We start from the raw sequence: 22,262 nt of genomic DNA, 5'->3' as shown, positions 1-22,262 counted from the left end.
TGCTGCTCGTTTCCGCCCGGGCGTCGTGGCACATCGATGTGCACGTTCACATTCCGGGCCAGATCATTATGCACGTCCGACGGATCGACGCCACCTGTGCGCCGATCCGCCGTCCGCTCAGAGCCAGTTGCGCTTGCGGAAGATCGCCCAGAGCACGCCCATCAGCAGGAGCATGCCGAGGATCGCGACCGGGTAGCCGTAGTGCCAGTGCAGCTCGGGCATGTGGTCGAAGTTCATCCCGTACACACCGGCTATCAGGCCGGGCGCGAACAGGATCGCCGCCCACGACGAGATCTTCTTGACCTCCTCGCCCTGGCGGTGTGCTGCCCGGGCGAGTTGCCGGCTCTCCTCACCCTGGGCCAGGCTCGCGCTGGTCATCCGGCGCATCGCCTCGTTCTGCTCCTGCGACACCAGGGTGGCGTGCAGGGTCAGGGCGTTCTCGAGCAGGGCGCGGAACGAGTCGACCCGCTCGGTGACACGGAGCGCGTGGTCGTGCACGTTGCGGAGCCGGTGCTGCACGTCGTCGTCCACGCCGTACTTGTCCGCACCGCGGAGCAGCCCCGTGACCATCGCCGGCACCGGGGTGGTGGCCCGCTGGAACGCCAGGACCTCGCTGAGCAGCTGGTAGATGCGCTTCGAGACCCCCGGGTCGACCTGCCCGGCGAACAGCTGGTCTTCGATGGCGTCGATCTGCTCCTGCAGCACCTGCACGACGGGGCCGTAGCCGTCCACGACCTCGTCGAGCACGGCCGCGGTCACGGCCTCGGACCCCTTCGCCAGGAACTCCGGGTCCGCCTCGACCTGTGCGCGCAGCACCGCCAGGTCGGGTCGGGCGGCGTGCCGGACACTCACGACGAAGTGGTCGCCGACGAACAGGTGCACCTCGCCGAACTCGACGGTGCCCTCGGACGGGTCGAACCAGGCCGGCCGGAGCACCAGGAACAGGGTGTCTCCGTAGCGCTCGAGCTTGGCGCGCTGGTGTCCCTTGCGGGCGTCCTCGACGGCGTTCTCGTGCAGGTCGAACTCTTTGGCGACGGCCTCGAGCTCATGCGGGTCGGGCCGGAGCAGCCCGATCCACGTCAGGTCGCCACGAGCCGGGCGCGACAGGGTCGACGGAGACTTCACGCGGCGTCCCCGGACGTAGATCGCGTTGTCGATCAGTGCCATGTGCGTGCTCCTTCGGTGGGGAGCAGGCGGGCGCGATGGCGCCCCGGAGGCGATCCGGGGCGGGGCAGGGTCAGCGAGCGGGCGCGACGACCGACACGGGCGGCCGGCCCGATCGAGGATGGTCACCCGACATCGCGCCTCACCTGCCCTTCTCGTCTCGTCGTGCGGCGCCCAGAGCGCTGCCGACGGTCGAGCGTACGCCTGCGGCGCGGGTCGGACAACACCGACCACCACGTTCCACATGGCCGCGACGACCCTTGCTGCACACCAGGGAGGACGCTAATGTCCTGATATCCAGAACACTGGATGCGAACACGAAGGAGTGTCATGGTCAAGAAGCAATCGCCCACCGTCGGCATCATCGTCGCGTCAGTCGGGTGCATCGCCCTGTCGTTCGCCCCGGGATTCCGCGACGTCGCTGTCGTGTGGTGGCTCCTGGGCGCCGCCGGGGTCACCACGGCGTGGATGCGCGCAATACGACCAAGGCGGCGGCGCCGGACGAGGACACTGGCACTGTCGGGGGTGGCGTTCGTCGCCGCGGCCACTGCGGCGATCGCGCTCGTCGGCGTCGTTGCGCCGACACGGGCCGATGCGTCGAGTGCCGTGACGGCCACGGACCCCTCCGGCACAGGACGCCTCATCCAGCTCGCGTCTCAGCTCCGAGCCGAGGGCGGCAGCCGGGGCTCGAGTGCGGTCTCGGCGGCTCGGGAGACGGGGTACTCCGTGCGTTCGGGGCTGGAACCCGACTGGGCCGGTGCGTCCGCGTACTCGTACGAGGGCGCGGACGTCGTGTCGGTCCCGCTGCTCGGGACCGACGTGCCGGAGATGACGAAGCTCTCGTTCGTGACCGTGGACGGTGAGACGGCGATCACCGAGATGGCATCCGCCATGACGTCGACCACCGTGGTGCACTTCGCCATGTGGCAGGACGGTCAGCTGACCAAGAACGTGGACCTCACGCAGGGATCCGACGCGGAGCGGGCGTCGTCGATCGGGACGTACGGCCTCGATTGGAAGCGGCTGAACAACTGCCTCAACAGCATCGGGATCAGTTGGGCGGTGATCGCAGTCCTCGGCGTCGCGTGTGGCGCAGCCTGCGCGACCATGGTGCTGTGCGCTCCGTGTCTCGCCGCGGCGGCGGGTTTCACGACGGGCACCATCGCGAAGTGCGTGTCGAACGCCTGGTCCTGAGCGGACCGGCCGTGGTCTGGCAGGTGCCGCCTTCGCACCTGTCAGACCAGAACGGCCTCGTGCACGAGCAAAGCGCCGGCAGGGTGCAGTCGCACAGCGGCAGGCGCAGGCGCGTCAGCGCGTGACGTGCAGCCCTGCGGTCTCGAGCTCGGCGAGCTGCCACCCGAGCCACGGGCTCCAGGCGAACGGCGCGCCGGCGACGGCCTGCCTGAGAGAGTCCTCGGATACCCATGCCCACTCGGCGACCTCGTCGTCCGCGGGCGCCGGGGTGTCGTCGGTCACGGCGCGGAAGACGGGGCAGACCTCGTTCTCCACGATGCCCGAGGCGTCGACCGCGCGGTACCGGAACTCCGGCAGCACGACCTCGACGTCGCGCACGGTGATGCCGAGCTCGCGGGAGGCCCGACGGGCGATCGCGTCCTCGAAGGACTCGTCCGGACCGGGGTGGCCGCAGAAGGTGTTCGTCCACACCCCCGGCCAGGTCTTCTTCGACAGTGCTCGTCGGGTCACCAGGACGTCACCGTCGGTGTTCCGGACGTGGCACGAGAACGCCAGGTGCAGGGGCGTGTGGGCTGTGTGCACCGTGAACTTGTCCGCCGTGCCGATCGGGGTACGGTCGTCGGCCAGGAGCACCACGGATTCAGGGAAAGCGTTCATCTGTGTCGATAGGTTAGGCCAATGAGCGAGGAAGCGACCACCGTGCCGCACATCGACCTCGCGCTCGTCGACGACTGCCTCGAGCGCTTCTTCGCCGTGTCGTCGGCGCGTGCCGAGCGCTACGGCCGACCGTCGGAAGAACTGTGGCGCGTGCTCCGCAAGGCGAGCATGGGCGGCAAGCGCTTCCGGCCCCGCATGGTCATGACCGCGTACGCCGGCATGGGCGGCACCGACGCGCACGCTGCCGCCAACGTCGCAGCGGCGTACGAACTCCTGCACACCGCACTCGTGGTGCACGACGACGTCATCGACCGTGACTGGTCGCGCCGCGGGCAGCCGAACGTCGCCGGGTCCTTCCGCGACAACGGGACGACGGGCGGCCTGCCGCTGCCGACCGCCGAGCACCGGGGGATGAGCGCCGCCGTCATCGCCGGTGACCTGGCGCTCGCCGGGGCGCCCCGCTTCATCGAGGCCGCGGGCGTCGACGGCACCCGGCGCGAGCGGCTGCTCGAACTGTTCGACGAGGCCGTGTTCGCGAGCGCTGCCGGTGAGATGACCGACGTCGACCTGGCACTCGGCGTGATGCCGACGGTGGACGAGGTCCTGGCGATGGAGCGGGCGAAGACGAGCGTGTACTCGTTCGAGGCTCCGCTGCAGTCCGGCGCCGTGCTGGCCGGCGCCGACGAGGAGGTCGTCACCGCCCTCGGTGCCTTCGGTCGCGAGATCGGCATCGCCTACCAGATCGTCGACGACCTGCTCGGGGTATTCGGCGACGAGACCATGACCGGCAAGACCGTGCTGGGCGACCTGCGCGAGGGCAAGCGCACGATGCTCATCGCCTACGCGGCGACCACGGACTGCTGGCCGGACCTCGAACCGTACCTGGGCGACCCGGACCTGACCGAGGCCCGTGCGGACGAGGTCCGTGCGACCCTGGTCTCCTGCGGTGCGCGCGGTGCCGCGGAAGAACGCGTCGCCGACCACACCGCACTCGCCCGGGCCGAGCTCGCCCGGCTGCCGTACGACCTCGCCGACCGCCTGGAGGCCCTCGTGACCGAACTCGTGGAGCGCGCCCGGTGACCCACAGCGCCACCACGGCGACCGGATCCCGTCCGGCTCGCCTCCAGCTGTACGACGCCACGGCCGAGGCCGCGTCGGGTGTCGTCATCGACCGGTACTCCACGTCGTTCGGCCTGGCGAGCCGGATGCTGGCCCGCGACACGCGCGAGCACATCCGGAACGTCTACGCGCTGGTCCGCGTCGCCGACGAGGTCGTCGACGGCCCCGCGACCGAGGCCGGGCTCGACCGGGAGCTCGCCCGGACGGTGCTCGACGAGCTCGAGGCCGACACCGAACGGGCCATCGCGCTCGGCTTCTCGGTGAACCCCGTCGTCCACGCCTTCGCCCGGACCGCCCGCGCCACCGGCTTCGGCGCCGAGCTCACCGCCCCGTTCTTCGCCTCGATGCGCATGGACCTCGACCGCACCGAGCACGACGACGCCTCGTTCGACGCGTACGTGTACGGCTCCGCCGAGGTCGTCGGCCTGATGTGCCTGCGCGCGTTCGTGTACCGGGCCGGTCGGCCGACGTTCGACCAGGCCGAACTCGTCGCCGGGGCGCGTGCGCTCGGTGCCGCGTTCCAGAAGGTGAACTTCCTGCGTGACCTGCACGCCGACTTCGAGGTGCTCGGTCGCTCGTACTTCCCGGGCGTCGACATCCGGTCCTTCGACGAGGCCACGAAGGACCGCCTGGTCGCCGACGTGCAGGCCGACCTCGACCACGCCGCACGGACGATCCGGCTGCTGCCGGCCGACGCCCGCAACGCGGTCGGACTCGCACACGCACTGTTCCAGGAACTCAACGACCGACTCGCGCGCACGCCGGCGAGCCGCCTCGTCACGACGCGCGTGCGCGTCCCCAACCCGGTGAAGGTCCGCCTCGCGGCGCAGGTCCTCGCCGGACGCGCACCGCTCCGGTCGCGCGGCACCACCCACCGGCCGGGAGGCTCCTCATGACCCCGCCCCGCGCCTCCCGACCGACGACGGTCGCCACCACCACCCGGCGCAAGGTGCCCGCACGCCGCGCCGTCGTCATCGGCGGCGGCATCAGCGGCCTGGCGGCCGCGGCGCTGCTCGCACGCGACGGCTTCTCGGTGACGGTGCTCGAGCAGCGCACGCAGCTCGGCGGCCGTGCCGGCTCGTGGGAGCAGGACGGGTTCCGGTTCGACACCGGGCCGTCGTGGTACCTCATGCCCGAGGTCTTCGACCACTTCTTCCAGCTGCTCGGGACGTCGGCCGAGGCCGAACTCGACCTGGTGAAGCTCGACCCCGGTTACCGCGTCTACAGCGAGGGCCACGACGAGCCGATCGACCTGCGGGCCGACGCCGAGGCCAACATCGCCTTGTTCGAGTCCATCGAGCCCGGTGCCGGCGAGCGGATGCGGAAGTACCTCGCGTCGGCCGAGGACACCTACACGATGGCCGTGCGCCGGTTCCTCTACACGAGCTTCCAGGACCTCACGAAGCTCGCCGCACCCGACGTCCTGCGGCGCCTGCCCAAGCTCGCGCGCCTGCTGCTCGAGCCGCTCTCCACCTTCGCCGAGACCGCGGTGCGCGACCGTCGCCTGTGGCAGATCCTCGGCTACCCGGCGGTGTTCCTCGGCACGAGCCCGTACGCGGCGCCGAGCATGTACCACCTGATGAGCCACCTCGACCTGGCCGACGGCGTGCTCTACCCGAAGGGCGGCATCACCGAGGTGATCTCCGCCGTCGAGCGGGTCGCCCGGGCCGAAGGCGCGAAGATCATCGCCGGTGCGAAGGTCGAACGGATCGTCGTCGAGGACGGCGTCGCCACCGGGGTCGTCCACCGCGACCGCGACGGCGTGCAGCACACGGCCCCCGCCGACCTCGTGGTCAGCGCTGCCGACATGCAGCACACCGAGATGCAGCTGCTCGACCGCGAGCACCGCACCCACGGTGCCGACCACTGGAAGAAGCGCGACCCGGGCCCGAGCGCGGTGCTCGTGTACCTCGGCATCGACGGTCCGACGCCGGGCCTGCTGCACCACACCCTGATGTTCACCGCGGACTGGAAGGCGAACTTCGGCGCGATCTTCGGGGACGACCGGCACGTGCCGGACCCCGCCTCGATCTACGTCTGCGCCCCCTCGGAGACCGACCCGAGCGTCTCCCCGCCCGGCACCAGCAACCTGTTCATCCTGGTGCCCCTGCCCGCCGACCTGTCGATCGGCAAGGGCGGCATCGACGGTGCCGGTGACTACCAGGTCGAGCAGATCGCGGACCGTGCCATCGACGTGCTGGCCGAGCGCGCCGGGGTGCCGGACCTGCGCGACCGCATCCGGGTCCGACGGACGATCGGGCCGCGCGACTTCGCCGACGACCTGAACGCCTGGAACGGCTCGATGCTCGGCCCGGCGCACACCCTGAAGCAGAGCGCGTTCTTCCGCGAGAAGAACGCGTCGAAGAAGGTCGAGGGGCTGTACTACGTCGGTGCCTCGACGATCCCGGGGATCGGTTTGCCGATGTGCCTGATCAGCGCCGAGGTCCTGCTCAAGCGCATCCACGGCGACCGGAGCACCGAGCCGCTGCCGACGCCCCTCGGGGCTCAGCGGGACCGGACCGAGACCGCCTGATGCCCGGGGTCTACCTCGCCGGCCTGGTGGTGTCCCTGGTCGGCATGACCGTGCTGGACGCCCGCTTCCGGCTGTTCTTCTGGCGGGCACCGTGGCGGGCGGCGGCCGTGATGGTCGTCGGTGTCGCGTTCTTCATGGTGTGGGACGTCGCCGGTGTCGCTGCCGGCATCTTCTTCATCGGGCCGCAGAACCTGCTCACCGGGGTGCTCCTGGCGCCCGAGGTCCCGCTCGAGGAGCTCTTCTTCCTGCTGCTGCTCTGCTACTCGACGATGGACCTGGTCGGCTTCGTCCGGCCCCTGGTGCAGCGGGCGACCGATCGGCGGCGTGCGTGAACGGCACCGGGGCCTACGCGCTCCTGGCCCTGCCGTTCTTCGGCGTCACGGCCGTCGTGGCCGTGACCGCCGGCGTCGTCGCCGCCCGCCGGGCCCGTGCGGCGGGGCGACGGCCGGCCCTCGGGCGCCGGGTCGCGGTGCTCACGTCCGCGATCGCCGGCATCGCGCTGCTGGTGATGACGATGGTGTTCGACAACGTCATCGTCACGCTGCGGATCGTCGCCTACGACCCCTCGCTCATCAGTGGTGCGAAGATCGGTGCGATCCCGGTCGAGGACCTCGCCTACGCGATGTCCGCCATCGTGCTGCTGCCCAGCCTGTGGGTCCTGTTCGACCGGACGGACGCACGCGACCGGACCGGCGCGCGCCGCGCGCCCGACCCGACCCCAGCACCAGCGGAGCCAGCACCAGCAGAGGACATGAAGTGAACGCCAGCACCGCCTCCAGGCCGTCGACCCTGCGTGCCCTGTTCGTGTCGTCGCGCCCGATCAGCTGGGTGAACACCGCCTACCCGTTCGGCGCCGCGTACCTGCTCGGCAGCGGGGTCGGCGTCGATGGCGGTGGCGGGTTCTCGCTCGTCGCGTTCCTGGTCGGCGTCGTGTACTTCCTGGTGCCCTACAACCTGGCGATGTACGGCATCAACGACGTCTTCGACTACGAGTCCGACCTCCGCAACCCGCGCAAGGGCGGTGTCGAGGGCGCCCTGCTCGACAAGAGCGTCCACCGCACCACCCTGTGGGCCGTCGTCGTCACGAACGTCCCCTTCCTCGTCGCGCTCGTCGTGCTCGGTGCGGTCAGCGGCAACGGGCCGTGGTCGTGGCTCGTCCTGGCGATCAGCGTGTTCGCGGTGATCGCGTACTCGGCCCCGGGCCTGCGGTTCAAGGAGAAGCCGTTCCTCGACTCGCTCACGTCGAGCACCCACTTCGTCTCACCGGCGATCTACGGCCTCGCCCTGGCCGGCCCGCACTGGACCGGTGAACTCGTCGCCGTCTGCATCGCGTTCTTCCTGTGGGGCGTGGCCTCGCACGCGTTCGGTGCCGTGCAGGACGTCCTGGCCGACCGCGCCGGCGGCATCGGCTCCGTCGCGACCGTGATCGGCGCACGGGCCACCGTCCGCCTGGCCTTCGTCGCCTACCTGGTCGCCGGGGTCGCGCTGCTGTTCTCGGCGTTCCCGGGCCCGATCGCCGCGATCGTCGTCGTGCCGTACGCGCTCAACGTGCTGCCGTGGTGGAACATCACGGACCAGGGTGCCGAGGCCGCGAACGCCGGGTGGAAGCGGTTCCTCTGGATCAACTACCTGGCGGGCTTCATCGTGACGATGGCGCTCATCGCGTACGCGTTCACGCACTGACAGACTGGACGCACGCACCGCGGCGTCCGTGGTGCGACACACCAGCCACGACGGCAGCCACGAAGGAGTGCACGCATGAGCGTCCGGATCATCCACGTCGGTCTCGGAGGGTGGGGCGGCAACTGGGCCCGCACCGCCATCCCAGAGGTGTCGGAAGTGCAGGTGGTCGGGATCGTCGACCCGTCGGCGCCGACGCTCGAGGCCGTGCGGACCGACCTCGGGCTCCCGGCCTCGGCGGCGTTCGGGTCCCTGACCGAGGCGCTCGCCGCGGTCGAGGCGGACGCCGTCGTCATCACCGCCCCCGCCGTGACGCACGTGCCGCTCGCGCTCGAGGCCCTCGACGCCGGCAAGCACGTCCTGGTCGAGAAGCCGTTCGCCAACACCACCGACGAGGCCGTCACCGCGGTCCGTCGCGCCGAGGAGCTCGGCCTGGTGCTGCAGGTCAGCCAGAACTACCGCTGGTACCCGGCACCGCGGGTCGTGCAGGAGATGCTCGAGGCGGACGTGGTCGGCGAGGTCTCCGCGATCAACGTCGACTTCCGGCAGTGGGACAACGACCAGCCCGCCGAGACGTACCCGCACTACCGGTTCCCGCACGCGATGATCAACGACATGGCGATCCACCACTTCGACCTGCTCCGGATGATCACCGGGCAAGAGGCGGTCCGCGTCTTCGCCAAGGCGAGCTACCCCGCCTACAGCAAGTACCAGGACGAAGCGGTCGCCTCGATGATCATCGAGCTCGACGGCGGCACGGTCGTCAACTACCGCGGCAGCTGGCTGAGCCGTGGCCCGCGCACCGCCTGGGCCGGCGAGTGGAGCATCGAGGGCGAGGACGGCGAGCTCTGGTTCACGAGCCGCGACGGTGAGCCGAACGCGGTCGACGGCGACCGGGTCACCGTCCGCCGCACGCAGGACGACGTCGCCGAGCCGGTCGAGCTCCCCGTGCTCGCGCACACCGACCGCCAGGGTGGGCTGCAGGCGTTCGCCCGATCGGTGCAGGGCGGCCCCGCCCCCGAGACGAGCGGGCGCGACAACCTGCGGAGCCTTGCACTGATGGAGGCCGCCGGCCGCTCCGCGGCGTCCGGTCTGCCCGAGGACGTCGTCGTCCCGTCCTGACCGCGACCACCCACGGCCCGGAGGCGCGGGGCGGGCCCGCACCCCGCCTCCAGGCCGGCTCTGGTCGCGTCCACCGCGTCGGCGACGTTTCGCGCACGCCCCTTCGGCGACGTTTCGCGCTCACCGACAGTCCACGCGTCGGAGCGCCCGTGAGGTGTCGCTGAGCGCGTGGACTCGCGAGCTGGTCGCCGCGTCAGGCGGCTCCGGCCACCCGCCGCGCCTGCGCGACGGCCCGCCGTACACCGAGCGACCAGCCCGGCCCGTGGCCGGGCAGCACGTGCTTCGCCTCCGTGTCCGCGAGCCGGTCGAGCGACGCGACCGCCGTGTCGACGTCGGAGGTCGCGGCGGGGGCCACGATCCGGGGTCCGATCCCGCCCGTGTACGGGTCGAAGGTGACGAGCGCGTCCCCGGCGATCACGGCCTCGCGGTCGGCGAAGTGCAGCGCCACGTGGCCGTCGGTGTGCCCCGGGGTCTCGATGATCCACGGGTTGCCCGGAACGTCGGCGCGGCTCTCCAGCGGTTCGGTGTCCGCGATGCCGTCGACCGTGACCGCACCGGCCAGCAGCATCCGGCCCAGGGGGCGCAGCCCACCGGGGTGGAGCGCGACGAACCCGAAGCGGTTCGTCTGCGGCCGGTAGGAGTACGGGTGCGCGGCGAGGTGCCGATCGCCCGGGTGGACGAACACGGGCGTGCCCCAGTCGCGGTGCATCCGTGCGGCGGTGCCGACGTGGTCGAAGTGCCCGTGCGTGAGCAGGAGCCCCTCGACCTGGTCGGGCGTGTAGCCCAGGTCGTGCACGGCGAGCTGCAGGTGCGGCCACGCGGCGGGCAACCCCGCGTCGACGACGAGCAACCGATCGCCGGTCTCGACGAGGTACGTGTTGGTGTGTGCGATCTCGAGGCGGTGGATCCCCTCGGCGGCGTCCCGGAAGAGCATGTGCGGCACGGTAGACGCGGCCCGCTGGGCACGATCCCGGGTGGGACGTGTACGAAATGGGGAATGGCCAAGGACAGTCTGCCCGAGCTCGAACTCGCCAACGTGCGCACCCGTGAGGGCATCACGGACACCGTGACGGAGCTGAAGCGACGTGCGGACCTGCCCGCCCGGACGCGGCTCGCGGTCGCGAAGACGAAGCAGCGGTGGCACCGCGACCCCACACCCCTGGTGGCGATGGGCATCACCGGACTGACCGGTGTCGCGGCGATCGTCCTCGGCATCGCGCTGCGGAACCGTCCCGCCGGGCACCTGGCCCAGCCGCCGGCGAACTCCGCGTTCACCGCGCTGCTGCCGTTCGGTGCGCGTGGCGATGCCCCCTCGGCGAAGGAGCAGGCGCAGGCAGGCCGCAAGGGCCGGAAGGCGCGGGCCAAGGCTGCGGAGGAAGCCCTCGAGCAGGACCCGGCGCACCGCGCCCGCGTGAAGCAGCAGGTCGGCATCGCGGCGGTGCAGCGACGGGCGAACAAGAACCGCAAGCAGGCGGTCAAGCGTTCGAAGCAGGCCCTGAAGGCGAGAGGGTAGTCACATGGCGCACGAAGAGCACAAGCCGGATCCGGACGACGCCCGGAAGCCCGACAACCCCACCGACCTCAAGAAGCCGACGCTCGTCTACACGCTGAAGAAGACGCTGCGCGAGTTCACGAGCGACCAGTGCACCGACCTGGCGGCGAGCCTGACGTACTACTCGGTGCTCGCGTTGTTCCCCGGGTTGCTGGCGGTCGTGTCGATCCTCGGTCTGGTGTCGGATCCGAAGAAGACGATCGACACGCTGCTCGACATCATCGGCAACATCGGGTCGCAGCAGGTCGTCGAGCTGATCCGCGATCCGGTCGAGGGACTCGTCCGCTCGCCCGCCGCCCCCATCACGTTCATCGTCGGTATCGTCGGTGCCCTCTGGTCGGCCTCTGGCTACGTGGGCGCGTTCGGCCGTGCCATGAACCGGATCTACAACGTCCGCGAGGGCCGGCCGATCTGGAAGCTCCGCCCGACCATGCTCGGCGTCACGGTGACCACCGTCGTCCTGCTCGTGATCGGTCTGCTGGTCCTGGTGAGCGGACCACTCGCCCGGAGCTTCGGCGACGTCATCGGCTTGGGCGACGTCGCCGCGACCGTGCTCCTCATCGTGCAGTGGCCGATCCTGCTCGTCATCGCGATCATCGTCGTCGCAGTGCTCTACTACTGGTCGCCGAACGTCAAGCAGCCGAAGTTCCGGTGGGTCAGCGGCGGCTCGATCCTGGCGATCCTCATCTGGATCATCGCCAGCGTCGGCTTCGGGTTCTACGTCGGGAACTTCTCGAACTACAACGCCACGTACGGCTCCCTCGGTGGGGTCATCGTGTTCCTGCTGTGGATCTGGATCACGAACAACGCCCTGCTCTTCGGTGCCGAGTTCGACGCCGAGATCGAGCGGGGTCGCGAGCTGCAGGCCGGCATCCGCGCGGAGGAGGACATCCAGCTCCCCGAGCGCGACACCCGCCAGATCGAGAAGCAGGACGAGAAGCGGGCGCAGGACGTGCTCGAGGGCATCCGCATCCGCCAGGGCGTCGACAACGACTGAGTGTCGTTCGTCTGACCGGCACCGGGTGCGCTGACGGGCGCTCTCCGGGTCGGGACGCTACGGTGCGAGCGTGCCGTCCTTCCTCGAGGGGCTCCCGTTCCGGTGGCTCGTCCTCGCGCTCTTCGTGATCGTGTTCTGCCGTGCGCAGGCCACGTACTGGGTCGCGCGGCTCGCGGTCACGGGTGCGTCCCGATCGCGGTGGGGCGGATGGCTGCGCTCGACGGCGGTCCGTCGCGGTTCGGCGCTGCTCGATCGCTGGGGGTTGCCCGTCGTGACGGTGAGCTTCGTCGTGGTCGGCCTGCAGACGGTGATGAACGCCGCAGCGGGGCTGGCACGGGTCGCCTGGTGGCGGTACACGATCGCGATGGTTCCGGGATGCGTGGCCTGGGCGTTCCTGTACGCGACGGTCGGGCTCGCCGTGTTCTGGGCGGTCGTCGCGGCCCTCGCCGGCTCGCCGTGGGGCATCGCCGCGCTCGTGGGCCTGGTGGTCGTCGCCGGCGTCGCGCTGACGGTCCTGCGTCGTCGCCGCGACCGCACATGAGGCCCGGCCCGGCTTCCGTAGGCTGGCCCACGTGACGACAGACCAGCTCCAGAACCGTCCGGTCGCCCTGGTGACCGGAGCCACCCGCGGCATCGGCCGCGCGATCGCCGCCGACCTCGGCCGCACCCACCACGTGCTCGTCGGCGGCCGGTCCGCCGACGCCGTGGACGCCCTGGTCGCAGAGCTGCCGAGCGCGGCGCCGTTCGTCGGTGACCTGGGCGTGGGCGAGGTCCCCGCGCTGCCCGATCGGCTCGACGTCCTCGTGCACTCGGCCGGTGTCGAGCAGGGCACCACCGTCGCCGACACCCCGCGCGCGGTGTGGGAGCAGGTCTTCGCGACGAACGTGTTCGCGGTCGCCGAGCTCACCCGGTCGGCGCTGCCGGCGCTGCGGGCAGCCCGGGGCATCGTCGTGCCGATCAACAGCGGCTCCGGGTTCCACTCGGGCCCCGGCGGTGGCGTGTACGCGGCGTCGAAGTTCGCGCTGCGGGCCTTCGCCGACGCCCTGCGCGAAGAGGAGCGGGCGAACGGCGTGCGGGTGTCGAGCGTGCACCCGGGCCGGACCGACTCGGACATGCAGCGGCAGCTCGTGGCGAAGCTCGGGGAGACCTACGACACCGACTACTACCTGGCGCCCGAGGACGTGGCCGCCGCGGTCCGCACCGTCGTCGACCTGCCCGAGCGCGGCACCGTCGAGTCACTTGCGATCCGGCCGACCCGACGGCGCTGACACGCTGACGGCGACCATCGGCTACCGCAGCTCGATCCGGTCGTCGAGCTCGAGCCGTTCCAGGAACGTCTCGTCGTGGCTCACCACGACGAGTGCTCCCCGGTAGGCCCGCAGCGCGTCGACGAGCTGGTCGACGCTCGTCAGGTCGAGGTCGTTCGTCGGCTCGTCGAGCACGAGCAGCTGCGGCGGCGGGTCGGCGAGCACCAGGGCCGCCAGCGCCACCCGGAACCGCTCCCCGCCGGACAGGTCCCCGGCCGGGCGGTCGACGGTGTCCCCGCGCACCAGGAACTTCGCCAGCCGGTTGCGGACCTCGGCGACGGGCACGTGCGGGGCGTCCCGGCGCACGTTGTCGAGCACCGTGGAGGTGTCGTCCAGGCTGTCCTTCCGCTGCGGCAGGTACGCGATCCGGTCGACGTGGGCGACGGCCGTGGTCTCGGGCAGCGGGTGCTCCCGGGCAGCGGGGTCGCCGACGAGCTGCTCGAGCAGGGTGGACTTGCCGGCCCCGTTGTCTCCGGTGACGGCGATCCGTTCCGGCCCCTGCACGACGATGTCCCGTCCGCGGACGGTCACGGTGGCGATCCGACGCGATGCTGGCACGCCCGGGTCGGGCAGGGCGACGTGGATCGACTCGTCGTCGCGCAGACGGAGCTCGGCCTCGCGCTTGGTGGCGAGGGCGGCGGCTTCGTCGTCCGCGTACCCGACGCGCAGTCGGCCGGCGGTCTCCTGCGCCTTCTTCCGCTGCTCGTTCGCCAGGATCTTCGGCATCGACCGGCCCGCTTTCTCGCCGGCCCTCGCACGTCGGGCGATCTTGGTCTCCGCCTCGATGCGCTGCCGCTTCTCGGTGCGGTGCCGCTGTTCGGCGACCCGGACCTCGCGCTCGACGGCCGCCTGCTGCACGGCGAGGTGCTCCTCGAACGCGCTGAAGGTCCCGCCGAACACGGTCATCGCCCCGGCGCGGAGCTCCACGGTCTCGTCGACGTGCTCCAGGAGTTCCCGGTCGTGGCTGACGAGCACCAGGGTGCCGCGCCAGTCGTCGACCAGGTCGAGGAGCAGCCCGCGGGCCCAGCGGTCCAGGTTGTTCGTCGGCTCGTCCAGGAACACGATCGGCCGCGCGCGCAACCGGACTCCGGCGACGGCGACGAGCACCGACTGCCCGCCGGACAGCGTCGACACCGGTCGGTTGAGGTCGGTGCCGACGAGCCCGACCCGGTCGAGCACCGCGGCGGCCCGTTCCTCCAGGTCCCAGTCGTCGCCGACCGCCTCGAGCTGTGCGGCCGTGGCGTCGCCGGCCAGGACGGCCCGGAGCGCGGTGAGTGTGGGCCGGACGCCGAGCAGGTCGGCGACGGTGTCGTCGTTCCCCGTTGCAAGGCGTTGCGGCAGGTGGTCGACGGGGCCGGACGTCGCGATGCTGCCCGACGTGGGGTGGAGCTCGCCGGTCGCGAGCCGGACCAGCGTGGACTTGCCGGCCCCGTTCCTCCCGACCAGGCCGGTCCGGCCACGTCCGAAGGCGGCGGTGAGGTGGTCGAGCGCGACGGTGCCGTCGGGCCAGGCGAAGGTGACGTCGTGCAGGACGACGGACGGACTGGTGGGCATGGAGGTGTCTCCCGGTGTCGATGCTGGGCGCACGACACCGAGGCCACCGCGGTGCGGTGGAGCGCCCGACGGGGCGCGCGATCACGGTGTCAGCGCGTGGGCTGAGCGGTACCGGTGATCGACAGCAATCCGTCTGCTTCCGTCGGGGGACCCCCGTGTCCGCCATCCGTTCCGCCGGTCGGTCTCCCGCCCCGGCGGCCCCGCGATGACGACGAGGTGACCTCCACGGTAATCCCGTGACACGGGCACCCGCAAGGGATGACAGGCTGGGGGCATGCCGGAGAACCTGTTGCCGACCCCGTCGTCGAACCCCGAGACCCTGCTGCCCGCCGAGCCGGAGGTGACCGCCGCGATCGAGGCGGAGGCCCCCGTCGCCAGCGTGGTGGTGTCCTACCCGTCGTCGAGCCTGGCGTGGGCGCTGCTCGCCGACGAGGCGTGGGCGCGCGGCGCGACCCTCGAGTCCTACGCGTACGCCCGTGTCGGGTACCACCGTGGGCTCGACGCCCTGCGCAAGGCCGGCTGGCGCGGTGTCGGCCCGGTGCCGTGGTCGCACGGCCCCAACCGTGGGGTCTTGCGGGCGCTGTTCGCCCTGCGCCGTGCCGCCGAGGCGATCGACGAGCCCGGCGAACCCGAGCGCCTGACCGACTTCCTGAACGCGAGCGACCCCGAGGCCCTGCGCGCCCTGTCTGCCGGCGCGTAGGCTCCCGCACGCAAAACACCGGTGTTCGCACTGCACGCCGCGGGATGCGGGTGTGCAACGTGCGAACACCGGTGTTTTGCGCGTGACCGACTAGCCCAGCAGCACGCTCCAACTGAACGCCTGCGGCCAGAGCTGGTGCTCCGGCAGTACGTCGAGCCCGCACGCCCGGCTGCCGAGCCCGTGCTGCGCCGCGTCGAGGTACAGGTACAGGTGGTCCGACGTCGGCAGCTCGTACGGGTGCTCGGCGCGGTCGATCTGCTGCGCGGTCCACGGCGACAGGGTGAACCCCGCACGGTGCGACCCCACGGTCGACACCGTGAACGGCCCGACCGCCAGCGACCGGAGCGACGGCCGGTGCCCGGTCTCCTGCGGCCGCGAGTACTCGACCCCGAGCGACCGCACCGGAGCGGTGAACCGGCCGACGCGAGCAGCGTGCGACGAGTCGGCGTAGGACTCGAGCGGCCCGGTACCGAACCACGTGGCCGTCTCGTCGGCCAGCCCGGCCGGCAGGTCGAACCGCACCCCGATCCGCGGCCACGTGACGTCCCAGGCGCCGAACGGCACGGCGTCGGTCTGCAGCACGAGCCCGTCGGAGGTCAGGGTCCAGCGGTGCGCGACCTCGAGGCCCCACCCGCTGTTCGCCGCCGCCACCCGCACCCGTTGTTCCAGACCGGAGTCGGTCCGCGACACCGACACCAGCCGGTGCGTCAGCCGGTCCAGCCCTCGGTCGCGCCAGCGCGTCGCGGACGGGGGAGCGGTCGGGTCGCCGACACCGTGCGTGAGCACCGGGTCCGCGGTCTCGTAGCCGCCCTGTGACGCCAGGCTGTCGTTGTCGGTCGGTGCACGCCAGAGCTCCAGACGGGGCCCGGCGACCTCGTGGCCCTTCCAGGACACCAGGTCACCGCGGGCGCTGAAGGTGCCGTCACCGAGTCGGTCACCGTCCCACCCCTGCCGGGAGGCCCGTGGTGCGTCCGCCGCGCGCGCCGCGACGAGCCGCTGGGTGCGTGCGACGACGTGGCCGGTGTCCGCCCACGCGGTCGGCCCCGCCAGTTCCACGGTCAGGTCGAACCAGAGCTCGTCGCCGGGTGCGAGTTCGGACGTGGCCGCGTCGAGCACCTCGGAGGGCACCGGGACCGTCGCCGACTCCCGGGCGGCGACGATGCCCGTGGACAGGCGTCCCGAGGCCTCGACGACGCCGTTCCGCGACAGGGTCCAGCACAGCCGGAGCCCGGCGGTCGAGGCCGAGTGGTACCGGTTCTCGACCAGCACCGTGGTGTCCGAGACCGCCAGGCGGATCGGGGCCACGACGGCGGCGAACTCGGCGAGCCCTGGTGTCGGGGTGTCGTCGGGCAGCACCAGGCCGTCCATCACGAAGTTGCCGTCGTGCACGACCTCGCCGAAGTCCCCGCCGTAGGCGTAGAAGTCCTCGCCCGTGGGCGTCTTCGCGAGCAGGCCGTGGTCCCGCCACTCCCACACGAACCCGCCGTGCAGCCGTGGGTACCGGTCGACCAGGGCCTCGTACTCGGCGATCTGCCCGGGGCCGTTGCCCATCGCGTGCACGTACTCGCAGTGGATGAAGGGCTTCGACCGCTGCCGTGCGGCCTCGGCCGGGCCGCAGCCGAGCAGGGGCGTCGGGGTGCCGCCGCCGATCGACTCGGTCTCCTGCAGCGTCGGGTACATCCGCGAGTAGACGTCGGTGTACTCGCCCGTGTAGTCGCCCTCGTAGTGCACCGGGCGCTCGGCGTCGCGGTCGTGCACCCACTGCGACATCGCCGCGAGGTTCCGGCCGGTGCCGGACTCGTTGCCGAGCGACCACATCACGATCGACGCGTGGTTCTTGTCGCGCTCGACGGTGCGGGCGATGCGGTCGAGGTAGGCCTCGGCCCACGCCGGGTCGTCGGAGGGGTTGCCCACCCAGTCGGTGAACAGGAACCCGTGGGTCTCCAGGTCGCACTCCAGGATCACCCAGAACCCGAGCTCGTCGGCCAGGTCGAGCACGCGGGGGTGCGGCGGGTAGTGCGAGGTGCGGATGGCGTTGACGTTGTTCCGCTTCATCAGCGCCATGTCGGCGCGGGCGTGCTCCTCGTCGAACACCCGGCCGCGCACGGGGTGGGTCTCGTGCCGGTTCACGCCGTGGAAGACCACGCGCTCGCCGTTCACCAGGAACCGGTCGCCGACGATCGACACGGTGCGGAACCCGAGCCGGAGCGAGACCGTCTCGCCCCCCGAGCCGCCGGCCGCCGCGGCGCCGGTCGACAGCGTCGCGTCGTACAGCTTCGGCAGCTCGGCACTCCACGGCTGGACACCCTCGACCTCGATCGGCGCGACGTCGTCCGCCGTGGCCCAGGTCACGTCGACGCCCAGGTCGGGCACCGCGAACCGCACCGGGAACACCGCGTCGAGCGTTGGGAACGTGATCGTGCCGGTCCCCGTCTCCGGCCGTCCCGACGCCGCGGTGCCCGCCGACGCAGCCGTGCCGAGCGTCGCTCGCCAACCGGCCTGGACGAACACGTCGTCGATCGGCGCCGTGGGCCGGGCGAGCAGGGTGACGTCACGGAAGATGCCCGGCAGCCACCACTGGTCCTGGTCCTCCAGGTAGGACGCCGCCGACCACTGGTGCACCCGGACCGCGAGCTCGTTCGCTCCCGGGCGCACCAGCTCGGTGACGTCGAACTCGGTCGCCAGGCGGGAGCCCGTCGACCACCCCACGAGCGTCCCGTTCAGCCACACCCGGAAGTGCGACTCGACCCCGTCGAACCGCAGCAGCACCCGGCCGGCACCGTCGAACGACGACGGCAGCTCGAACGTGCGGCGGTGGTCACCGGTCGGGTTCTCCTCCGGCGGGTGCGGCGGGTCGATCGGGAACGGGTACTGCAGGTTCGTGTAGCTCGGAGCGCCGTGGCCGTGCAGCACCCAGTGCGACGGCACCGGGAGCTCGCCCCAGGCCGGGTCGTCGTCCTCCCCACCCTCGGTCGCGAAGTCCTCGGAGACCGAGGCGACGGGCGACCACCGGAACCGCCAGTCCCCGTTCAGCGACAGGGACGGGGCGTCGGTGTGCAGCCAGGCACGGGGTGCCAGCCGCGAGTCGGAGCCGGGTGCGGTGGACGAGAGTGCGGAGTGGGTCAACCCTTGACCGATCCTTCCGTGAGGCCTCCACGCCAGAAGCGCTGGAGGACGATGATGGCGATGACGAGCGGGATGACCGAGACGAGCACCCCGCCGGTGGTGAGCTGGTAGAACTCCGGCAGGCGGTCGACCTGCGAGCGCCAGTTGTTCAGACCCAGTGTTATCGGGTACAGCTTCTGGTCTGCCAGCATGATGAGCGGCAGGAAGAAGTTGTTCCAGATCCCGACCACCTGGAACAGGAACACGGTGACGAGCGCCGGGGTCATCTGCCGGAGCACCACGGTGTGGAAGATCCGCAGTTCACCGGCACCGTCGATGCGTGCCTGTTCGAGCAGGGTGGTGTCCACCGACGCGGCGGCGTACACCCGGCACAGGAACAGGCCGAACGGCGACACCAGGCTCGGGATGAGCACGCTCCAGTACGTGTCCGTCAGGCCCATCGACGAGAACAGCAGGAACAGCGGCAGTGCCGTCGCGGTCCCCGGCACGAGCACGCCGCCGAGGATCGTGCCGAACACGAACTGGCGCCCCCGGAAGTCGTACTTCGCCAGCGCGTACCCGCCGGCCGCGGCGAAGTAGGTGGCCAGGACCGCACCGACGCCGGAGTACAGGATGCTGTTCGCGATCCACCGGACGAAGATGCCGCCGTCGTAGGTGAACACCTGCTGCAGGTTGCTCCAGAGCGCGAACTCGCCGCCGAACCAGAACCCGTTGGTCGAGAACAGCGCGCCCGTGGTCTTCGTCGCGGCGATGACGACCCAGTACAGCGGGACGATGAAGTACAGCGCGACGACGACGAGGATCCCCGTGACGACGATCTGCGAGCGTGGGGACCGGTCGAGCTTCCGGCGCTGGTGCGCCGAGATCGACGTGGTGTCCACGGGGACGGCGGACTTCGCCGTGGCCGGCGCTTCGATGGCTTCGCTGGTCATCGGTCAGTCCCTTCGGTGGTCGCGACGCGACCGGCCTGGAGGCCCGGGTCGGCTTGGGTGGTGACCGTGCTGCCCGCCGCAGCGCGCGTCTGGAGCGCGGTGCGGGCCTCCCGGCCGTCGCGCCGTGCGCGCTTGCGTCGGTCGCGTTCGTCCTTGGGTGGTCGGTTCGTCAGCGCGAGGAACGTGAACGACAGGATGAACGCGGCCAACGCGATGATGACCGCCTGCGCACTCGCGACGCCGTACTCGTTGAACGCGAACGCGTTCGTGTAGGCGGCGTAGTTCGGCGTGTACTCGGTGTCGATCGCCGGGGCGACCGTCGACAGGATCTGCGGCTCCGCGAAGAGCTGCAGGGTGCCGATGATCGAGAACACCGTCGTGAGCACCAGGGCCGGCGCGATGAGCGGGATCTGGATCCGCCACGCGACCTGGAACGCGTTCGCTCCGTCCACCTTGGCGGCCTCGTAGACCTCGCCGGGGATGGACTTCAGCTGCGCCACGATGATGAGCATGTTGTAGCCGGTGTACGTCCACGTGACGATGTTCGCGATCGACCACAGCACGCTGTTCGCGCCGAGGAAGTCCGGCTGCAGCCCCATCGACTGCAGCAGCGACACGATCGGTGACAGGCCGGGCACGTACAGGAACGACCACAGGATCGTGGCGATGACCCCGGGGACGCCGTACGGCATGAAGTAGATCGCCCGGAAGAAGCCCGGCCAGCGGGCGCTCGCCGACTCGAGCAGCAGCGCGAGGATCGTGCAGGCGATGATCATCACCGGGACCTGGACGATGCCGAAGAGCAGCATGCGGCCGATCGAGGCGACGAACCCGCTGTCCTGCAGGGCGATCGCGTAGTTGTCGAACCCGGCGAACCGGCCGACGACGCCGTCCTCGCCGAACAGGCCCTCGCGGTCGACGGTGGTGAACGACTGGAACAGGGCGCTGATGATCGGGATGACGAACGTCAGCAGGAACAGCGCCAGGAACGGGGCGAGCAGGATCCACGGGGCACGCTTCTGCGCACTCGTGGCCTTCGTGCTCGTGCGGAACGCGGGGGTGCCGCCGGCCGGTCGACCGGTGGACCGTGGGGTGGTGGCCTGCTGGGTCATCGTGCCGTCCTGACGCTGAGGCCCTTGTCCTTGAAGGACTGGACGATCTCCCGCTGTGCGAGCTCCACGGCGTCACTGAGCTTCAGGCCCGAGGTGAGCTTGCGGCGGAACTGGTTCTGCAGGCTGGTGAAGGCCGACTGGGTCACCGGGGACCACGACCAGTCGATGTTCTGCTCCTTCGAGGCCGGCACGAAGACGTCCTCGTTGTAGTTCTGGCCGGAGAACCACTTCGACGGCTTCTCACGCTGCGCCCCGATGTAGTCGACCGCGGGCGACCAGCCGATGCCGCAGTGCTTGATCATGGCGTCGATGCCCTCCTTCGAGGTGGTCATCCACGTGATGAACTCGAGCGCCTCCTTCGGGTGCTTCGCGTTCGCCAGGACCGCGGCGGTCGAACCGCCGATGGCGCTTGAGCCGAAGCCGTCGGCGCCCCACTTCTGCATCGGGGCGACCTTCCACTTGCCCTCGCCGCCCTGCACCGACTCGATCAGGGCGTCACCCCAGCTGGCGCTCGTGACCGCGGCGATCTTGCCGCTCGCGGCCGCGGCGTACCACCCGGGGGAGTACGCACCGGCACTCGTGTCGACCAGCTTGTCGTCGATCACACCGTCGAAGAAGTCCGCGACCATCAGGGTCTTGTCATCGGTCATGTCGACGACCCACTCGTCGCCGTCGACCTTGAACCAGCGCGCGCCGGCCTGCTGTGCGTACGCGGCGAACGGTGAGGCGTCGGCGACCGGGAACACCTCGAGGTAGTTCTGCTTCCCGGTGCTCCGGACCTTGTCGGCCAGGTCACGCCACTCGTCCCACGTCGTCGGGGGTTCGCCGCCGGCCTGCTCGAGGATCGCGGTCTGGTAGTAGAACCCCATGGGGCCGGTGTCCTGCGGGATGCCGTAGATGCCGTCGACGAACGACACCTGCGCCCACGCGGCCTCGTCGTACTTCGACTCGAAGTCCTTCGCGCCGTACCGGGCCAGGTCGACCAGGCCGTTCGCGAGCATGAACTCGGGGATCTGCCGGAGCTCGACCTGCCCGATGTCCGGGCCGCCGCCGGCCGCGAGCGCGGAGTACATCTTCTGGTACCCGCCGCTGTTGCCGCCGGGGATCCAGTTCGCCGACACCTGGATGTTCGGATGTGTCTCGTTCCAGACGTCGCAGACCTTCTGCAGGTCCTTGAGCCAGGCCCAGTAGGTGAGCTGGACGGTCTCACCCGAGGCCGCGGCGGGCACGAGGGCCGCCTTGTTGACGTTGGTCGAGCCCGGGACCGCACAGCCGGCGAGGAGTCCCGCCGCCGCGGTGCCGAGGCCGAAGCCCAACAGGTGTCGTCTCGTGATGGGTCGTGGTCGTGGCGCCATTGCCGCACTCCGTTCGTCGTTGATCGGGGTTGTCCACACCCAACCACAGAACCGAACGCCGTTGTGGTTTCGTGACCGTACCGACACTGCGCGTTCCCGGCGCACCTTGGAACGGCCCCAGGCCCGGGCGCGGACGGTGGGGTCACAGAGCAGACACC

Annotated in this window: 21 protein-coding genes; 13 read left to right on the top strand and 8 right to left on the bottom strand. The window is 71.0% G+C overall.

Annotated elements, in window-relative coordinates:
* Nucleotides 1-117 precede the first annotated feature (117 nt).
* Nucleotides 118-1,167, bottom strand: coding sequence for a magnesium and cobalt transport protein CorA (locus ABRP24_RS17025; protein ID WP_349847259.1), 1,050 nt, complete (start codon nucleotides 1,165-1,167; stop codon nucleotides 118-120).
* Between the two features lie 327 nt (nucleotides 1,168-1,494).
* Between ABRP24_RS17025 and ABRP24_RS17020 the strand changes: the two genes are divergently transcribed.
* Nucleotides 1,495-2,358, top strand: a complete 864-nt coding sequence (locus ABRP24_RS17020) for a hypothetical protein (protein WP_138802454.1) — start codon at nucleotides 1,495-1,497, stop codon at nucleotides 2,356-2,358.
* Nucleotides 2,359-2,472: 114 nt separating this feature from the next.
* Here ABRP24_RS17020 and idi read toward each other — a convergent pair whose 3' ends face one another.
* Nucleotides 2,473-3,015: an isopentenyl-diphosphate Delta-isomerase gene (gene idi / locus ABRP24_RS17015; RefSeq protein WP_071246200.1), complete on the bottom strand. Its 543-nt coding sequence runs from the start codon at nucleotides 3,013-3,015 to the stop codon at nucleotides 2,473-2,475.
* 21 nt (nucleotides 3,016-3,036) lie between these two features.
* On the opposite strand from idi, the gene ABRP24_RS17010 reads away from it, so the two are divergent.
* The 7 genes from ABRP24_RS17010 to ABRP24_RS16980 all read left to right on the top strand — a co-directional run bounded on the left by ABRP24_RS17010 (nucleotide 3,037) and on the right by ABRP24_RS16980 (nucleotide 9,469).
* Nucleotides 3,037-4,095: a polyprenyl synthetase family protein gene (locus ABRP24_RS17010; protein ID WP_349847257.1), complete on the top strand. Its 1,059-nt coding sequence runs from the start codon at nucleotides 3,037-3,039 to the stop codon at nucleotides 4,093-4,095.
* Entirely contained in the window at nucleotides 4,092-5,030 is a 939-nt protein-coding gene (locus ABRP24_RS17005) for a squalene/phytoene synthase family protein (RefSeq protein ID WP_349847255.1), read from the top strand. Before ABRP24_RS17010 ends, ABRP24_RS17005 begins: the two co-directional genes overlap by 4 nt.
* On the top strand, nucleotides 5,027-6,667 hold the full coding sequence (gene crtI / locus ABRP24_RS17000; RefSeq protein ID WP_301580790.1) for a phytoene desaturase family protein: 1,641 nt from the start codon (nucleotides 5,027-5,029) through the stop codon (nucleotides 6,665-6,667). Before ABRP24_RS17005 ends, crtI begins: the two co-directional genes overlap by 4 nt.
* On the top strand, nucleotides 6,667-6,999 hold the full coding sequence (locus ABRP24_RS16995) for a lycopene cyclase domain-containing protein (RefSeq protein ID WP_027464925.1): 333 nt from the start codon (nucleotides 6,667-6,669) through the stop codon (nucleotides 6,997-6,999). The genes crtI and ABRP24_RS16995 overlap by 1 nt, the downstream gene beginning before the upstream one ends.
* Nucleotides 6,996-7,427 carry a lycopene cyclase domain-containing protein gene (locus ABRP24_RS16990; RefSeq protein ID WP_349847252.1) on the top strand — a complete coding sequence of 144 codons (432 nt, stop codon included), beginning with the start codon at nucleotides 6,996-6,998 and terminating at the stop codon, nucleotides 7,425-7,427. Before ABRP24_RS16995 ends, ABRP24_RS16990 begins: the two co-directional genes overlap by 4 nt.
* Nucleotides 7,424-8,350: a prenyltransferase gene (locus ABRP24_RS16985; RefSeq protein WP_071246190.1), complete on the top strand. Its 927-nt coding sequence runs from the start codon at nucleotides 7,424-7,426 to the stop codon at nucleotides 8,348-8,350. The genes ABRP24_RS16990 and ABRP24_RS16985 overlap by 4 nt, the downstream gene beginning before the upstream one ends.
* Before the next feature lie 75 nt (nucleotides 8,351-8,425).
* Nucleotides 8,426-9,469, top strand: coding sequence for a Gfo/Idh/MocA family protein (locus ABRP24_RS16980; RefSeq protein WP_027464923.1), 1,044 nt, complete (start codon nucleotides 8,426-8,428; stop codon nucleotides 9,467-9,469).
* A gap of 193 nt (nucleotides 9,470-9,662) precedes the next feature.
* Here ABRP24_RS16980 and ABRP24_RS16975 read toward each other — a convergent pair whose 3' ends face one another.
* Complete coding sequence (locus tag ABRP24_RS16975; RefSeq protein WP_176708100.1) at nucleotides 9,663-10,403, bottom strand: MBL fold metallo-hydrolase; 741 nt, start codon at nucleotides 10,401-10,403, stop codon at nucleotides 9,663-9,665.
* A 63-nt stretch (nucleotides 10,404-10,466) separates the two neighbouring features.
* On the opposite strand from ABRP24_RS16975, the gene ABRP24_RS16970 reads away from it, so the two are divergent.
* The 4 genes from ABRP24_RS16970 (at nucleotide 10,467) to ABRP24_RS16955 (ending at nucleotide 13,286) form a co-directional block, all read left to right on the top strand.
* Nucleotides 10,467-10,982: a hypothetical protein gene (locus tag ABRP24_RS16970; RefSeq protein ID WP_111039397.1), complete on the top strand. Its 516-nt coding sequence runs from the start codon at nucleotides 10,467-10,469 to the stop codon at nucleotides 10,980-10,982.
* Between the two features lie 4 nt (nucleotides 10,983-10,986).
* Nucleotides 10,987-12,018, top strand: a complete 1,032-nt coding sequence (locus ABRP24_RS16965; protein ID WP_301566308.1) for a YihY/virulence factor BrkB family protein — start codon at nucleotides 10,987-10,989, stop codon at nucleotides 12,016-12,018.
* A 70-nt stretch (nucleotides 12,019-12,088) separates the two neighbouring features.
* A complete protein-coding gene (locus tag ABRP24_RS16960) occupies nucleotides 12,089-12,559 on the top strand; it encodes a VTT domain-containing protein (protein WP_349847248.1) in 471 nt (156 codons plus the stop codon).
* Between the two features lie 31 nt (nucleotides 12,560-12,590).
* Nucleotides 12,591-13,286, top strand: a complete 696-nt coding sequence (locus ABRP24_RS16955) for an SDR family oxidoreductase (RefSeq protein WP_301566310.1) — start codon at nucleotides 12,591-12,593, stop codon at nucleotides 13,284-13,286.
* Nucleotides 13,287-13,307: 21 nt separating this feature from the next.
* On the opposite strand, the gene ABRP24_RS16950 is transcribed toward ABRP24_RS16955, so the two are convergent.
* Nucleotides 13,308-14,879, bottom strand: coding sequence for an ABC-F family ATP-binding cassette domain-containing protein (locus ABRP24_RS16950; RefSeq protein ID WP_349847245.1), 1,572 nt, complete (start codon nucleotides 14,877-14,879; stop codon nucleotides 13,308-13,310).
* 274 nt (nucleotides 14,880-15,153) lie between these two features.
* Here ABRP24_RS16950 and ABRP24_RS16945 point away from each other — a divergent pair, with 274 nt between their 5' ends.
* A complete protein-coding gene (locus ABRP24_RS16945) occupies nucleotides 15,154-15,579 on the top strand; it encodes a DUF3151 domain-containing protein (RefSeq protein ID WP_138802464.1) in 426 nt (141 codons plus the stop codon).
* A gap of 90 nt (nucleotides 15,580-15,669) precedes the next feature.
* Here the strand turns inward: ABRP24_RS16945 and ABRP24_RS16940 are convergent, their stop codons facing one another.
* From ABRP24_RS16940 to ABRP24_RS16925, 4 genes are read right to left on the bottom strand one after another with little or no spacing between them, the layout of a single operon-like run.
* Nucleotides 15,670-18,705: a glycoside hydrolase family 2 TIM barrel-domain containing protein gene (locus ABRP24_RS16940; RefSeq protein ID WP_349847243.1), complete on the bottom strand. Its 3,036-nt coding sequence runs from the start codon at nucleotides 18,703-18,705 to the stop codon at nucleotides 15,670-15,672.
* On the bottom strand, nucleotides 18,702-19,637 hold the full coding sequence (locus tag ABRP24_RS16935) for a carbohydrate ABC transporter permease (protein ID WP_138802466.1): 936 nt from the start codon (nucleotides 19,635-19,637) through the stop codon (nucleotides 18,702-18,704). Before ABRP24_RS16935 ends, ABRP24_RS16940 begins: the two co-directional genes overlap by 4 nt.
* Entirely contained in the window at nucleotides 19,634-20,749 is a 1,116-nt protein-coding gene (locus ABRP24_RS16930) for a carbohydrate ABC transporter permease (RefSeq protein WP_214524328.1), read from the bottom strand. Before ABRP24_RS16930 ends, ABRP24_RS16935 begins: the two co-directional genes overlap by 4 nt.
* Nucleotides 20,746-22,104 (bottom strand): extracellular solute-binding protein, encoded by a 1,359-nt coding sequence (locus ABRP24_RS16925; RefSeq protein WP_035807941.1) that lies wholly within the window; start codon nucleotides 22,102-22,104, stop codon nucleotides 20,746-20,748. The genes ABRP24_RS16930 and ABRP24_RS16925 overlap by 4 nt, the downstream gene beginning before the upstream one ends.
* Nucleotides 22,105-22,262 lie beyond the last annotated feature (158 nt).

Origin of the sequence: Curtobacterium sp. WHRI 8282, from assembly GCF_040223925.2 — a bacterium.
In the GTDB taxonomy this organism is placed as follows: domain Bacteria; phylum Actinomycetota; class Actinomycetes; order Actinomycetales; family Microbacteriaceae; genus Curtobacterium; species Curtobacterium flaccumfaciens.
The sequence above is the reverse complement of the archived record's forward strand: the minus strand, read 5'-3'. Positions and strand labels throughout refer to the sequence as shown.